This window comes from Sorangium aterium (assembly GCF_028368935.1).
Taxonomy (GTDB): domain Bacteria; phylum Myxococcota_A; class Polyangia; order Polyangiales; family Polyangiaceae; genus Sorangium; species Sorangium atrum.
Map to the genome: position 1 here is coordinate 755,848 of NZ_JAQNDK010000001.1, position 14,744 is coordinate 770,591.

11 protein-coding genes and 1 tRNA gene are annotated in these 14,744 nt (G+C 71.4%); 2 read left to right on the forward strand and 10 right to left on the reverse strand.

Annotation, left to right across the window (positions count from 1 at the left end; all coding sequences use genetic code 11):
• Positions 1-30 precede the first annotated feature (30 nt).
• The gene (locus POL72_RS02600) at positions 31-396 is read right to left on the reverse strand and encodes a PilZ domain-containing protein (RefSeq protein ID WP_272093392.1); all 366 of its coding nucleotides are present in this window, start codon (positions 394-396) and stop codon (positions 31-33) included.
• Between the two features lie 268 nt (positions 397-664).
• On the opposite strand from POL72_RS02600, the gene POL72_RS02605 reads away from it, so the two are divergent.
• Together POL72_RS02605 and POL72_RS02610 are read left to right on the forward strand one after the other, a co-directional pair.
• Positions 665-2,281, forward strand: coding sequence for a TIGR02266 family protein (locus POL72_RS02605; RefSeq protein WP_272093393.1), 1,617 nt, complete (start codon positions 665-667; stop codon positions 2,279-2,281).
• A gap of 39 nt (positions 2,282-2,320) precedes the next feature.
• Positions 2,321-3,283 carry a hypothetical protein gene (locus tag POL72_RS02610; RefSeq protein WP_272093394.1) on the forward strand — a complete coding sequence of 321 codons (963 nt, stop codon included), beginning with the start codon at positions 2,321-2,323 and terminating at the stop codon, positions 3,281-3,283.
• A gap of 258 nt (positions 3,284-3,541) precedes the next feature.
• On the opposite strand, the gene POL72_RS02615 is transcribed toward POL72_RS02610, so the two are convergent.
• The 9 genes from POL72_RS02615 to POL72_RS02655 form a co-directional block, all read right to left on the reverse strand.
• Positions 3,542-3,613, reverse strand: a tRNA-Val gene (locus POL72_RS02615).
• 399 nt (positions 3,614-4,012) lie between these two features.
• On the reverse strand, positions 4,013-5,212 hold the full coding sequence (locus POL72_RS02620; RefSeq protein ID WP_272093395.1) for a pyridoxal phosphate-dependent aminotransferase: 1,200 nt from the start codon (positions 5,210-5,212) through the stop codon (positions 4,013-4,015).
• 84 nt (positions 5,213-5,296) lie between these two features.
• Positions 5,297-6,406: an MlaD family protein gene (locus tag POL72_RS02625; protein ID WP_272093396.1), complete on the reverse strand. Its 1,110-nt coding sequence runs from the start codon at positions 6,404-6,406 to the stop codon at positions 5,297-5,299.
• Between the two features lie 35 nt (positions 6,407-6,441).
• Positions 6,442-7,221: an ABC transporter ATP-binding protein gene (locus POL72_RS02630; protein ID WP_272093397.1), complete on the reverse strand. Its 780-nt coding sequence runs from the start codon at positions 7,219-7,221 to the stop codon at positions 6,442-6,444.
• A 36-nt stretch (positions 7,222-7,257) separates the two neighbouring features.
• The gene (gene recJ, locus POL72_RS02635) at positions 7,258-9,018 is read right to left on the reverse strand and encodes a single-stranded-DNA-specific exonuclease RecJ (protein WP_272093398.1); all 1,761 of its coding nucleotides are present in this window, start codon (positions 9,016-9,018) and stop codon (positions 7,258-7,260) included.
• Positions 9,019-9,106: 88 nt separating this feature from the next.
• Positions 9,107-10,351, reverse strand: a complete 1,245-nt coding sequence (secF, locus tag POL72_RS02640; protein WP_272093399.1) for a protein translocase subunit SecF — start codon at positions 10,349-10,351, stop codon at positions 9,107-9,109.
• Positions 10,352-10,425: 74 nt separating this feature from the next.
• Positions 10,426-12,579, reverse strand: a complete 2,154-nt coding sequence (gene secD, locus POL72_RS02645; RefSeq protein ID WP_272093400.1) for a protein translocase subunit SecD — start codon at positions 12,577-12,579, stop codon at positions 10,426-10,428.
• A 55-nt stretch (positions 12,580-12,634) separates the two neighbouring features.
• On the reverse strand, positions 12,635-13,069 hold the full coding sequence (yajC, locus tag POL72_RS02650) for a preprotein translocase subunit YajC (RefSeq protein WP_272093401.1): 435 nt from the start codon (positions 13,067-13,069) through the stop codon (positions 12,635-12,637).
• Positions 13,070-13,274: 205 nt separating this feature from the next.
• The gene (locus POL72_RS02655; RefSeq protein WP_272093402.1) at positions 13,275-14,417 is read right to left on the reverse strand and encodes a transketolase; all 1,143 of its coding nucleotides are present in this window, start codon (positions 14,415-14,417) and stop codon (positions 13,275-13,277) included.
• Between the last annotated feature and the right edge of the window lie 327 nt (positions 14,418-14,744).

Genomic DNA, 14,744 nt, shown 5'->3' on the forward strand with positions numbered 1-14,744 from the left:
GCGGCGCGGCGCGTGGGGCACCCCCCCGCGCTAAAGCTCGAAGTGTTCGGTGCCGAGCAGCTGGTAGAGGCCGTAGAGCGACCCGGCGTCGTGGTGCTCGAAGCGAACGCCCGCGCGCGCCGGCCGGCCCGCCGCACCGCGGCGGATCCAGGCGATACGACCGCGGAGGCTCAGCGGATCCCACAGGTTCGGGGCGGTGACCTCGAGCGTCACCGACGCCTCGGGATCCAGGAGCTCCGACGCGAGCTGGGCCTCGGACAGCTCGATGCCGGCGCCGCCCAGCCCCAGATCGCGGATGCGAACGCCGTGCTCCTCGACCGACTGCCGATCGCGCAGCGTCGCCCCAAGATCGACGCGTCGCCTCGCGTGAACGCGAAAGTGGTCCCGGACAGCCATCCTGGCGCATTCTCCAGTCGACGCGAACATATCACGAGAGACGCGCGCACACGCTCGGTTCGCCATGCCCTGCGGCGCAGGGGCGCGGGCTCGGGCGCGGTGACGCGCGCCGCGCGCCGCGCGAACAGCATGCTCGCCCGGTCGCCCATGGCTGCGTTCGGTAAAGCGACCGTCACGTGTTAGCCTTTGGGCTTCGCGGCGAACCTTGGGTAACATGCGGACCACATCCGCTGGAGCGAGTCGCGAAGTAGACGGGAGTTCTACCCTGATGGCCCAGGACACACGCAAAGATCCGCGAGCGAGAGTGCTGCAGATGACCGTCCGCTACAAGAGCGCCACGGTCGACGAGTTCATCGAGCACCACTCGCATGACGTGAGCCGTGGCGGCATCTTCATCAAGACGCCGTCGCCCTTCCCCGCTGGCACGCTGCTCAAGTTCGAGATCCGTCTGCAGGACGAGCAAGCCGTGATCGCCGGCGTCGGCCGCGTCGTGTGGAAGCGCGAGCCCGCGCAGGGGAGCGACGCGCACCCGGCGGGCATGGGCGTGAAGTTCATCAAGATCGATGAGAAATCCAAGGCTGTGATCACCCGGCTCGTCGACGCGCAGGCTGGCGCCGGGTCGGCGTTCGAGGCCGGCATCACCGACCGCGCGGATCTGGGCGACGACGTGCAGGAGATCACGGCCCCGTCGGCGACCGCGAGCGCACCGCAGGCCGAGCCCGCGCCCGCCAAGGCAGCGCAGGCGCAGGTGAAGCGGGCGTCGACGATGCTGGGGCTCGGCTCGATCGGGGCGAAGGGCGACGCGGGCAAGGGCGAGGCGAAGAAGGCCGACGCCGCGGAGGGCGGCAGCTTCTTCCCGCAGACGAACCCCGAGAAGGAGATGCCGCCGCCCGACGAGCGGACGATGATGAAGCAGGCGGCCGAGCTGCTGAAGCAAGCGCTCGCCGACGCCGGCGGTTCGCTGGACGAGATCGGCCCGTCCAAGGAGCCGCTCATGGCCGCCCCGCCGAAGAAGGCCGAGCCCGCTCCGGCGCCGAAAGAGGAGCATGTCAGGCCGCTGGCCGAGCCGGCGGCCATACCGGTCCCTGCGGTCGCTCAGCTGGTGAACGAGCGGGAAGCGCGGGAGGACGCGCCCGCGGCCGAGGCGAGACCAGCGAAGGCGGCCGCGGCCAGGAAGCCGGCCGAGGTCGCGGACAGGGCGCCGGCAGACGATCTGCACGGCAAGGCTGCGCGCCAGGAAGCAAAGGCGCCGGACGATCAGGCAAAGGTGAAGCCGACGTCCGCCAGGCCGAAGGAAGACAAGGCGGCCACGGCCAAGCCCGCGCCCGCGGCCCAGGCTCCGCTCGCACAGGAAGAGGAGAGCAGCGGCACCGGGCGGCTGCTCACGATCCTGCTGGTCGCGGCGGCGCTCTGCGGCGCGCTCTGGCTCGTCTTCGGGCAGAGCGACAAGCCCCCTGCGACCCCGCCGGCCGCGCCGGAGCAGCCCGCGGCGAAGCCTGCCGCTCCGGCGGAGAAGCCTGCGGCTCCGGCGGAGAAGCCTCAGCCGACGGAGGCCGTGCCCGCAGCGACGGACAAGGCTCCGCCCACCGGGACGGCGGCGCCCACGACGACCGCCGAACCGCCGGCGGCGCCGGCGGCGAACGCCACCGCGCCCGTCGGGGCGACGGCGGAGCCTGCGGCGCCCAAGGCGACGGCGGTGCCTGCGGCCCCGGCGACGGCGGAGCCCGCGGCGCCCAAGGCGACGGCGGAGCCTGCGGCGCCCGCCCCGACGCCAGAGCCCGCGGCCCCCACGGCGACGGCGGCGCCTGCGGCGCCCAAGCCGGCGGCCCCCAGGCCCAGGCCGGCCGCGCCGAAGCCGCCGAAGAACGACGATCCCTACGGTTGATGACCAGGCCGCGGGTCCTCCGCGGGAGAGGCAGCTGCGATGAGCGGCTCGGTGAGTCACGTCGGTGAATCAGGGCTGGGCCGCCCGAAGACGGCTGCCACGCTGGCCGCGCTGGGCCTGCTGGCCGCGACCGGGCTCGTCTGCGGCGCGGTAGCGCTGCGCGACCCGACGGTCGTGACGGCGCTCGAGCGGGACGCCGGTGCCTCGCCGGCCCCTTCGCCGGCCGCTGCACCCAGCAGCAGCGTCCGCGAGAGCAGCAGCGCGCCGGCCCCCGAGCCGGCGCCGGCGCTCGCGCCCGCGGAGCCCGAGGCCCCGGCGAAGGCGCCGCCTGCCCGCGCTCAGGCCGCGGAGCTCGAGAGCGCCCAGGCCGCGGGGAGCGCGGCGCTCGGCTCGCTCGCGCAGCGGTATCCGGAAGATCCCGCGGTCCTCCGGGCGCTCGCGGTCGCGCAGGCGCGCGAGAAGGCGATGGCGGCCGCGCTGCTCACGGCGCAGCGGCTGTTCGAGCTCGCTCCCGAGGAGGCCGGGAACGACGAGCTCAAGCAGATCATCCTGAGGGCGGCGAACGGCACCCCGGACCTCGCCCTCACGGCGTTCGATCTGATGGCCAAGCACATGGGAAGCCGCGGTCCCGACCTGCTCTACGAGGTGGTGACCGCGCCGAAATTCGGCGATTGGCCCAGGGACCACGCGAGCACACGGCTGATCGAGAGCAGCGTACGGCAGCTCGCGTCGCCGGCGCTGCTCGTGGCCGACGATCTGCGCCGCCTCACGGACTGCCCCACCAAGGCGATGCTCGCCAGGGTGCGCGAGGAGGGCGATATCCGCGCGCTCCATTACATCAAGGCGCTGGGCACCCCCCAGCCCTGCCGGGGTCATCGGACGCGCAAGTGCCTCAGGTGCGGCCCCCTCCAGAAGGAGCTTCGCGCGACGGCCAGCGCCATCGAGAAGCGCAGGAACGACAAAGCGGCCGCTGCGCCGCCCGCAGCGAGCGCCGCTCGCTGACGCCTTCACCTCGCCAACCCCGGAGCGGCCTGCGCCCCTTGCGCCCCTTGCTTCGCCGGCTTCACGCGTCAACGTGACGGCGCCGAGCGGCCCCGCGCCCGCCACCCCCGCAAGGCTGCCGGCACGAAGGGAATGCCTCGTCACGGCCGCGTGGGCGGCTCAATGCTCCGAAGGAGCCGCTCAACACCTGATGGGAGCGGCACGGCCACGCAGACAGAGCGACGCGTGGAACCAGCTCACAAGGGGAGCGAATCGGGGTGGGCGCAGCAGGACTTGAACCTGCGACTTCGTCCGTGTGAAGGACGCACTCTACCGCTGAGTTATGCGCCCGATGCCAGCCGGTTGTCACCCGGCCGTTTCGGAAAGACGTGGCGCTTTTAACCCAACCATCGGCGTTCGACAAGAAGAACTCGCTGGCGATGTCGAAGTTCTTCGCGGCGCTCGGTCAGCCCCGTAGCCGGCGGCCCATGGGGCAAGCCCGGAACTGGCGGGTCGCCGGTGAAGGCGCGTTGGCGACCGCGGTCAGCGAGCCGGCCGCGGGGCCCGCGCGCGCCGATTGCGCGCCAGCCATCAGCAACCGGGCAGCGACCGGGGCGTGGAGCCAGGCGGGCTGCCGCGTCCGCGCGGCGTCGCGGTCGAGCGAGCGGGGACGGGCGCCGCTGCCCTTCGAGCGCGCGTGGGCACCGGCGCAGACCGGCGCAGAGCGACTCGCGCATCGGACGCGCGCGGTCAGTCGAGCGTCGCGACGGCGCGCCGGAGCGCGGCGAGGCCTGCTTCGATGTGATCCTCGTCGCAGGCGTACGAAAATCGAAGGTACCCAGGCGCGCCGAAGGGGGTGCCGGCGACCGCGGCCACGTGCGCCTGCTCGAGCATCCACGTCGCCACGTCCTCGTCGCTCGCGAGCGTCGTCCCCTGGAAAGTGCGCCCGCAGAGCCCGCGCACGTCGGCGAAGGCGTAGAACGCGCCCTCCGGCATCCTGCAGCGCACCCCGGGTACGGCGTTGAGCCCCTCGACCATCAGCGCGCGCCGCCGGGCGAACGCGGCACGCATCGCGAACACCGCGTCGCGAGGCCCGTTCAGGGCGGCGACAGCGGCCGCCTGGGAAACGGCCGCCGCGTTCGTGGTGCTCTGACCCTGGACCACGTCGAGCGCCCTCGCGACCTCGGTCGGCGCGATGCTCCAGCCGATCCGCCAGCCCGTCATGGCGAAGGTCTTGCTGACCCCGTCGACGACGATCACCCGGGGCGCGAGGTCCTCCGCGAGCGCGGGGAGCGACACGTGCCGGAACCCGTCGTAGGTAAGATCGGCATAGATCTCATCGACGATGATCCAGCAGTCGTGGCGGCGCAGCACGCCCAGCAGCGGGAGCAGGTGCTCCTCCGCATACGCCGAGCCGGTCGGGTTGGAGGGCGTGCACAGGATGATCGCCTTCACCCGCGGAGAGAGCGCGGCCTGGAGCGCGTCCGCCGTGAGGCGGAAGCCCATCTCCTCGGTCGTGCTGGCGATGACCGGCGTGGCGCCGACGAGGCGCACCTGCTCCGGGTAGCTCACCCAGTAAGGCGCCGGGATGACGACCTCGTCTCCCGGCTCGAAGAGCGCGGTCGCGAGGTTGAACAACGCGTGCTTCGCGCCGCAGCTCACGGTGACCTGGCTCGGCAGCGGCCGCCAGCCGCGGTGCTGCTCGGTCGCGGCGCAGATCGCCGACTTCAGCTCGGAGATGCCGGACACGGCCGTGTAGTGGGTGGCGCCGGCGTCCAGCGCCGCCTTCGCCGCGATGCGAATGTGCTCGGGCGTGTCGAAGTCAGGCTCGCCCACGCCGAAGGAGTAGACCCTGTGCCCGTCGGCGCGGAGGCGCGCCGCCCTCGCCGCCATGGCGAGCGTTGCACTGGGCGCGACGGCCGACAGACGGTCAGCGAGCTTCGTGGGCATCGAGACACTGAGAAATAAAGGGCGGACCGAGATAACGCAAGGCGCTGCCGCTCCGACGCTTGCGCGGGCGGCTCGGATGTGCCGCTAGGGCGACGGCGTGGCGCCGCCGACCTGGACCGCGGGCTTCTGCTCGTCCTGCTTGATCGAGTAGCGCACGAGCGCGCGGAGCACGTCGTTGCGCTGCACGTTGCCGAGGAGGCTCTTCATGTCCTCGTAGATCGACGGATCGACCAGCAGGGCGCCGAGGGTCCCCTTGCCCGCCCTCATGTCGTGCACGATCGCCCGCAGATCGCCGGTCATCGCCGTCACGTTGGCGAGCGCCTCGGCGCCGTCGCCCTTGCCGCCGTAGAGCGCGTCGTGCGCGAGGCTGTCGCTCTCGCGGATGCCCCGCAGCGTCATGGCGACCTCGTCCGCCGCGTTCCCGAACTGCTGAACCTGCTTCTGCGGGCCGTCGCCGTAGATGACGTCGTGCGCGAACCCCGGCCCCTCCTTGACCCGGGACACGACCCCCCGCACCTCGCGCACCGCGCCCGCGAGCTCCGTGCTGAGGCGGTCGAGGCTCTGCACGGTGCGCGAGATGCGCTCGGCCTCCTCGGGATCGGTCAGGAAGCGGTGCGGGTAGCCTTCCCCCTCGGTCACCTGCTTCATCAGCGTGTTCGCCGAGGCGACCGTCTCGCGGAGATCCCTGTGCAGCTTCTCGTCGGCGATGCTCTCCGAGACCTTCTGGATGTTGTCGAGCGTCGCCTCGGCCTTCTCGGCCATGCCGGTGACCTTGCCCATCACGTCGGTCGGCACCTCGCCGGGGATTTGCCCGCCAGGCGGCACCGAATCCGGGCTCTGCCCCTTCGTGAGCTCCAGCATCTTGTCGCCGAGCAGGCCCTTGTTCGCGATCTGGGCGACGCTGTCCGTCTTGATCCGGCTCGCCTCGCTCTCGACGATCTCGAGCTTCACATAGATCTTGGTGTCCTTCGGATCAGGGCCGTAACCGACCTCGGCGACGTGACCGATGTCGATGCCTCCCATGCGGATGGGCGCGCCCGGCTTCAGCCCCTGCACGTCGGCGAAGTTCGTCGTGAAGCTGACGGAGGAGTCGAAGAGCCGCCGCTCGTCACCTATCAGGAAAATGACTACGGCGGAGAGTACGAGGCCCGCCAGCACAAAGAGTCCGACCTTCAGATCGCGCGCTCTGCCCATGCAGAAGGGCATCTTGCGCGATCTCGAGGGGATCGTCACGCGCCGAGAAGCGTCTGGACGTCCTCGTTCACCGGAGCGGTCCCGGTGATGAAATCGGCGACATGCGGATCGGTGGACGCCCGGAACTCGTCCGGGGTGCCGGTAGCGATGACCTCGCCGCGGAAGATCATCGCCATCCGATCCGAGATCGAGAAGGCGCTCTTCATGTCGTGTGTCACCACGATGCTCGTCACGTTGAGCGCCTGCTTCAGCCCCTTGATGAGGTGGTTGATGCGCTCGGTGTTGATCGGATCGAGGCCGGTCGTCGGCTCGTCGTAGAGCAGCACCTCCGGCTGCACGGCGATCGCGCGCGCGAGGCCGACGCGCTTCTTCATGCCGCCGGACAGGTCCCCCGGGCGCATCTGCTCGATGCCCGGCAGGCCGACGAGCGACAGCGCCCAGTTGACCCGATCCGCGATCTGCGCCTCGGTCATCTCCTTGCGGTAGTGCTCGTGCAGGCCGTAAGCGACGTTCTCACCCACCGAGACCGAGTCGAACAGGGCGCCGCCCTGGAAGAGCATCGCGATGCGCTGACGCACCCCGGCGATGCGCGACTCGCTCAGGCGCGTGATCTCTTCACCGTGAAATTGGATAGATCCATCGTCGGCGTCGAGCAGACGGATGAGCAGCTTGAGCATGACGCTCTTGCCGACGCCGGAGCCGCCCATGATGGTGATCGTCTCGCCCGGGTACACGTCGAGGTTCAGGTCGCGGTAGATGACCTTCGGACCGAAGGCCTTGCGCACACGCGAGAACCGGATCAGCGGCTCAGCCACGCGATCACGCTAGCACGCCGCGGACGCCCGCCGCGCTCAGTCGGACGCGGCGACGTGCTCGATCCTGATCTCTACGGCGTCCCCGCCGCGCCAGGCGTCGCGCCGGAGGCGGCCCACCACGTCGACGCGCCCGCCGGTGAACCGCGGCGCGAGCTCGCCCAGCTCGAACCCGAAGCACGAGATCTCGCGGCGGGAGAACGTGAGCTCCAGCTTGAGGTGGCCCTTCAGGTTCCTCGAGGAGCGCACTGCCGCGCCCGGCACGAGGACGTACGACGGGCGGTTGCCCTCGCCGCACGGCTCGAGCCGCTCGAGATCGCGCGCCACGGCCGCCGGATCGTCGCGATCGTCGAGCCGGACGTGGGCGGCCGCGGACGCCGCGGCGGCCGGGAGGTCCTGCTCGCGGAAGGCGTCGCACCACGCCGCCCGGAGCGCCTCGACGCGATCGGCGCGCACCTCGACGCCGGCCGCGGCCTGGTGGCCTCCGAAGCCGACGAGCTCGGCGCGACACCGGGTGAGCGCGTCGTGGAGCCGCGCGCCCGATGGACCACGCACCGAGCCGCGCCCCTTCACGCCCTCGAGCGCGATCACGATCGTCGGCTTGCCGTAGCGACCCGTGATCCTGCCAGCGACGATGCCGACCACGCCGGGGTGGAACCCCTGCCGCGCGATGACGATCGCAGGATCCCGATCGAACCCGGCGCGCTCGATCTCGGCGAGCGCAGAGGTCAGCATCTCGTCCTGGATCGCGCGCCGCTTCATCTGCGCCTGCTCCACCGTGGCGGCGAGCGCGGAGGCGGTCACGCCGTCGTGCGCGAGCAGGAGCTCCAGGGAGATGTCGGGATCGCCGAGCCGACCGGGCGCGTTGAGGCGAGGCGCGATCCGGAAGGCGACGTCCTCGGCGGACGCGCCGCGCCCGAGATCGAGGTTGGCGAGCGCCGCGAGCGCGCGGAGCCCTGGACGGGGCCCGGTCTGGAGCACGCCAAGGCCGGCCCGCACGAGCGCGCGGTTGTCGCCGGTCAGCGGAGCGACGTCGGCGACCGTGCCGATCGCCACGAGGTCGAGGTAGGGGCGGAGATCGAGCGACGAGCCGAGCTTCTTGCGCACGGCGGCCAGGAGCGAGAGCGCGAGCCCGCACGAGGCGAGCCCCTTGTACGGGAAGCCGCAATCGGCGCGGTGCGGGTTCAGGAACGCGATCGCGGGGAGCGGCTCGGCCGGCACGAGGTGGTGATCGATGACGACGCAGTCGATGCCGGCCGCGCGGGCCGCGGCCAGCCGCTCGTGATCGCTGGAGCCGCAGTCGCACGTGATGAGCAGCGTGGGACCTGCGCGCATCACGCGCTCGAGCGCGGGCGCCGAGAGCCCGTAGCTGCCTTCGGCCCGCGTCGCGAGGAGCGGCACCACCTGGCCCGAGAGGGCGCGCAGCCCGCCGGTCATGATGGCGGTCGCGGTGATCCCGTCGCAGTCGTAGTCGCCGAAGACGGCGATCCGCTCGCCGGCGCGCACGGCGCGCGCGATCCGCTCCGCGCTCGCCTCGCGATCGGCCATCGCGTCCGGCGACGTGAGGTGCGAGAGCCGCGGGTCGAGGAAGCGCCGGGTCGCCTCGTCAGGCGCCCAGCCGGCCCGGTGCAGGATGTCCGCTACCGTGATCGACAGCCCGAGCTGGCGCGCCATCACGAGCGCCTCGGCCGACGCCTCGCCCGGATCCACGACGGGCGCGGCGCCCGGCGCGCCGGACAAAGCCGACGCTGGCGCCTCGCGCTCGGGGAGCTCCCTCCACGCCTCGGTGGCCGTGCTCATCACGGAAGCGGGTACACCGGCGGGATGGATGCGTCCATGGCCTGGGGCGGCTCAGGCCGCGCGTCCACGCGCGGCCACGGCGAGGCGCTCAGACGACCGCGTCGGCGCGCTTCTGCGTGCGGACGCGGCTGACCTTCTTGCTGCGCTTGCCCGCGTTCGAGCCGAAGAACCGGCGGTCGATCCACTCGGTGAGCGGCGCCGCGACGTAGATGGACGAGTAGGTCCCGACGGCGATCCCGACCACGAGCGTGAACGCGAAGTCCTTGATGACGCCCGTGCCGTAGAAGAGGAACATGACGAGCGACAGCAGCGTCGTCATCGACACGAGGATCGTTCGCCCGAGCATCTCGGAGAGCGAGAAGTTGATGACGGCGGCGAAGCTCATGTCGCGGTGCTTCCCCAGGTTCTCGCGTATCCGGTCGTAGACGACGACCGTGTCCGTGATCGAGTAGCCGACGATCGTGAGCAGCGCGGCGACCGTGGAGAGGGTGATCTCCCGCTGCGTGATCACCATCGCGCCGAGCGCGATGCCCACGTCGTGCACGAGCGCGACGATGCCGCCGGGCGCGAACCGGATGTCGAACCGGAACGCGATGTACGCCATGATGAAGAAGATCGTGATGGCGACGCTCTTGATGGCCGCGTCGCGCAGCTGCGCGCCGGCCTTCGGGCCGATCCACTCCACCCGGAGCGCCTGCTCGGGCACCTTGTCCGCGCCGAGGTGCTCCCGGAGGCCATCCATCAGCTGGTCGCCCTTCGACTTCAGGTGGAGCTCGACCTTGTGGTCGCGCTCGCTCACGACGAGCGGGTTGTTCGCGCCGGCCCTGAGCTCGACCCCCTCGATGCCCTCGAGCTGCTTCCTGATCCCCTCCAGGTCGGGCGCGACGTCGTAGCGCGTGGAGATCTTGTCGCCGCCGGGGCTGAACTTGACCTCCGTGGCGCGCACCGCGTGCGGGCAGCGGTCCTCGGGGACGGAGCCGTTCTCCGGCGGCAGGCACATCCGGTCGCGCACCGCGGCCTTCTGCTGCTCCGACAGGGTCGAGACCTCGTGGACCCGGATGAGGTAGCGGTTCGGGTTGGCCTGATCCGCGACGGACACGATGTCCGGGGAGTCGAAGCCCGACTTGGTGACGGCCTCGCGGACCTCGGCGCTCGAGACCGGAGCCCGGAAGGCGACCTCGATCTCGGTGCCTCCCTTGAAATCGGTCCCGAGCTTAGGCCCCGGCACGAAGAACGAGATGATCGACAGGATGAGCAGCACCGCGCTGAGCCCGATGAAGAGCCAGCGCTTGCTCATGAAGTCGAACTGACGGCCAGGTTTGATGAGTTCCATCGTCGTGTCTCAATCGGAGAGCCGCTCGCGCGTTCTCCCTCAAAGGTCGGAGATCGGCTCGCGCGCCCTCGTTCTCAGCCGAGCGAGAGCGTCTTGATCTTTCGGCCGCGGACCGCCCAGTCGAACATCAGGCGGGTGCAGACGACCCCGGTGAACAGGCTGATCGCGATGCCGACGATCAGCGTGATCGCGAAGCCCTTGATGGGGCCGGTGCCGTACTGCGCGAGGATGAGCCCCGAGAGCAGCGTGGTCACGTGGCCGTCGAGGATGGCGCTGAACGCCTTGTCGTAGCCGACGTCGACCGCGGCGCGCGGGCTCTTGCCGGCCCTGAGCTCCTCCCGGATGCGCTCGTTGATCAGCACGTTGGCGTCGACCGCGATGCCCATCGTGAGCACCAGGCCAGCGATGCCGGGCAGCGTCATCGACGCCCCGAACATCGCGAGGACGGCGACCTGCAGGATGAGGTTGAAGATGACGGCGATGTCCGCGATGAGCCCGGCGCGGCTGTAGATCACCACCATGAACACGACGACGAGCACGCCGCTCGCGATGGCCCCCTTCATGCTCTGCTGGATCGCGTCCTTGCCCAGCGACGGGCCGATGCGCTGCTCGTTCGAGGGCGAGATCGGGGCCGGCAGCGCGCCCGACCGGAGCACCAGCTCGAGCTTGCGCGCGTCCTGGAGCTGCTGATCCGGGTTCTGCGAGCCCATCGTGATCTGCGCGCGGCCGCCGCCGATCTTCGTCTGGATGACCGGCGCGCTCTCGACCTTCTCGTCGAGGATGATGGCGAACCGCCGCTTGACGTTCCTGCCGGTGATGTCCTCGAACCGGTCGGCGCCGGTCGGGGTGAAATCCATCGACACGTACCAGCCGCCGAGGCCGCCGTCGCGCTGATCCGGGAGCGCCTGCGCGTCGCGCACCATGTCGCCCGTGATCTCGGCCTTGCTGAAGAGGAAGTACGTCCGCCAGCCGATCTCCTCGATGGCGTCCTTCTCCTCGTTGAACTCGTACAGCTTGCCGTAGCCGACCTCGTTGTCCGCCGGGACCTGGAGCGTCCCGACCCACTCGCGCAGCCGCTTCAGCGTGTCGCGCATCTCCTCGTGCTCCGCGCGCACCATCCGCGCGAAGTGGACCGGCTTCGTCTTCCCGGGGCCGACCGGCGCGTTCTCGATCGAGAACGTCAGCCCCTTCGGGAGGTCCTCCTCCTTGGCGCTCCTCGCGATCGGCTCGAAGAAGTCGTGGTCGTCGTCGACCATCTTGAACTCGAGCCGCGCGGTCTGGCTGATGATCTCCCGGATCGTGGCGAACGCGCTCTCGTCGTCGCCGGGGACCTCGATGATGACGTCCTCGTCGCGCGTGGAGACGCTCGCCTCCTTGAGGCCGAGCCCGTCGACGCGGCGGAGCACCGTCTCCTTGGCCTGCGATACCGCCCGGTCGCGGATGGTGCTCGAGACCTCGTCGCGGATCCGGAACTTCGCCACGCGGCGATCCGCCGAGCGCACGAGCTGCAGCTCGTGCAGGAACTTCGCCAGGAACTCGTCGTTGATCTTCGCGGAGTCCGCCGGGTCGTTGAACGTGATCGCGATCGTGTCCGCCTGCTCGCGCGACTTCTCGATGCGGAGCTTCGTCTGGAGCTTCTGCATCTCCTCGATCGTCGGCGGCTTGTCGCCCTCGTGGAACCCGAACGACCTCGCGAGCGCCGCGCGCAGGTCGTCGTAGTACCGATCCCGCTTGTCGCTGATCGCCTCGTCGACGTCGACCGTGTAGACGAGGCGGAGGCCGCCCTTCAGATCGAGCCCGCGCACCAGGCGGAACGGGATGTTCGACGTCAGGAAGCGGCTGAACCCGAGCTCGCCCGCCCTCGCCTGCGTCTCCTGCTCCGCCACCTCCTCCGAGGAGAGGCCGGTGTGGACGGGGCGGCCGTACCGCTCGTCGTGGTAGGTCGGGTAGATGGCGAGCGCCGAGCCGAGCGCCAGGAACAGCACGAAGCCCGTCTTTACCCGCCACGAGAAATCGATCCACGGCCCGACGCAGAACAGCGCCCACGGCACCATCAGGCCGAAGGTCGCGAGGGCCCAGAACACGTGGTAGTGGGCCGCGATCGCGGCGGCGCCGGCGGCGAGCGCCGCCCAGGCGAAGACGCTGCGCTTCGATCGGCTGAGCCACGCGCCGAGGACGCACAGGCCGGCGACGCCGGCGAACCCGTACTGAAAGATGTTTAGGAGCATGGAGTGGGGCGCCGCGGGGGCGGTAAAAAAGCTTCCTGTTGGGCCGAGCGCCGGCCTACGACTTCTTTTCCTTCGCCGCGTCGGCGACCTTGGCGTCCGCCGCCGCGACCTCGCCCGGGTCGGGGCCCTGGATCGCGCTCTTCAGGACCTGCACGTTCACGCCAGCGGCGATCTCCAGCTTCACCCTGGGCGAGTTCGGGCTGATGTCGACGATCCTGCCGAGGAGCCCGGACTGCGTGACGACCCGGTCGCCCGCCTTGAGGTTCGACTCGAGCTGCTTCTGCTTCTTGTTCTGGCTCCGCGTCATCACGAAGATGAGCAGCAGCGGCAGCGCCAGGATGAGGAACTGGAAGGCCCCTCCGCCGAACGGCGAAGAAGGCGGCGCCTCCTGCCCTCCGGACGGCGGCGATTGACCTTCGACCGGCGTCGCGGGCGCGTTGCCCGCTCGTCCGGGGGCGGCGTTCGGCTGGAACCAGTTTGAGCTTGCCAAGGTGACGCGTGTCTCCGGGCCCCGACGGGCTCGCCCGCAAATTGCGGGCCTCTCCCAACCCCCCGGGGCCCGCCTCCATACCCAGGATCCAAGGGTCGCGCAAGGAGCTAGGCGGGCAGGCTCACCCGGGCGTCCGGGGAATGCAGCCTGGCGGCCTTTTCCGTACCCATTCCGCGGCTGTGTTCCCTTCCGCTGCCGCGCGGCGTCAGCCGTCGCTGCCGAACACGATGTGCCGGCGAGCGCGCTCCCCGCTCGCGATCTCCGCGAGCGAGAGGCGCACGTCGCGTTCGGTGATGGTGCCGTCGATCGTCGCGAACGTCGCGGAGAGGATCGGCGGGATGCGCCCGACGCCGGGGAAGCCCGGGGCCCAGGTGATCGCGTCCGCGAACGCCGCCTTCACCCCGGCGGCGACCGGCCCGTACGGCGCGAGCGGCACGTCGAGCGGCTCCAGGACCACGACGGCCTTGGCCCGCCCGAGCGTCTTCACCACGTCGGCGCCGAAGAACGGGCGGAGCGCGCGCACGCCGACGAGGCCGACGCGGCGGCCCTGCGCGCGCAGGCTGCGCACGACCTCGCGGGCCGCCGGGAACGCGCAGCCGACGACGACCAGGATCTCCTCCGCGTCCGCGGTCTCGACGCGCTCGATCGCGCCGAGCGGCCTGCCGGTCAGCTCGCAGAGCTCCCGCATCGCGCTGGCGAGCGCGAACGGGACGCGCGCGCAGAAGCCCCGCTCGGCCCGCTTCCGGACGACGCCGCGGCCTTGCGGGCGAGGCCCGCCGTCGCCGTCGCTCTCGCCCGGCGCCGCGTCGATGAAGGTCGGCGCGCTCCGCTCGGAGCCGAGGAAGCGCGCCGCGAGCTCGCACGCCCCGCCGAGGGCCGAGACGTCCGACGGCAGCGCGTCGACGAGGTGCAGGAACGGCGTCTCGCTGTCCTCCGCGGCGCGCCGCGCCACGAGCGTCATGTCGGCCGCCTCCTGGCTGCTCCAGGTCACGAGCACCCCCGCGCCGACGTCGAGCGCAGGCGCGAGCTCGTCGCGCCCGACCGCGAGCCCGCCGCGCCGCTCGATGACGTGAACGGTGACCGGCGTCCGCACCGCGGCCGCCTCGCCGAGGGCGGCGAGCGCCCCGACGAGCTCGTGGGCGCCCAGCACGACGCTCGCGCGCTGCCCGCCGCGCGTCCGCGCGGCGGCGCCGCGGATCGCCTCGCTGGCGCTCGCTGCGCGCTCGATCGGCAGATTGCCGGGCACCGCCGCGTGCGCGGCGAACAGCGCGCTCCCCGCGGCCACCTCGACATGCGCGATCACCGCCGCCGGATCCGGCGGCGAGCCTAGACCGTCAGGCCCTGCCATCCAATCGTTCGTCGCCCGAGCCGCACGCGAGGTCAAGCGCGAGCGCGATCGGCGTCCGCGCAGCGGCCGGCCTGAAGTGGCGCGGCGATCGCGATCTTCGGTGTCCGGACGTAACTCCGAGAATTCATGCTCCCACCGCGCAATGCGCTTCCGCCGCGCGCGGCTGCCGATGGGTCGCTCGCGCGGCACGTCGCTCGCGCGGCACGTCGAGCGGGAGCGCGCCCTGGAGCCCGCCACGATCGGCCTGAGGCTGCCCGCCGGCTCGTCGATTCATCGATGGGACGGTCGACGCCGGCTGCTCGACCAAGCGGCGGGGGCGGGGCGAGT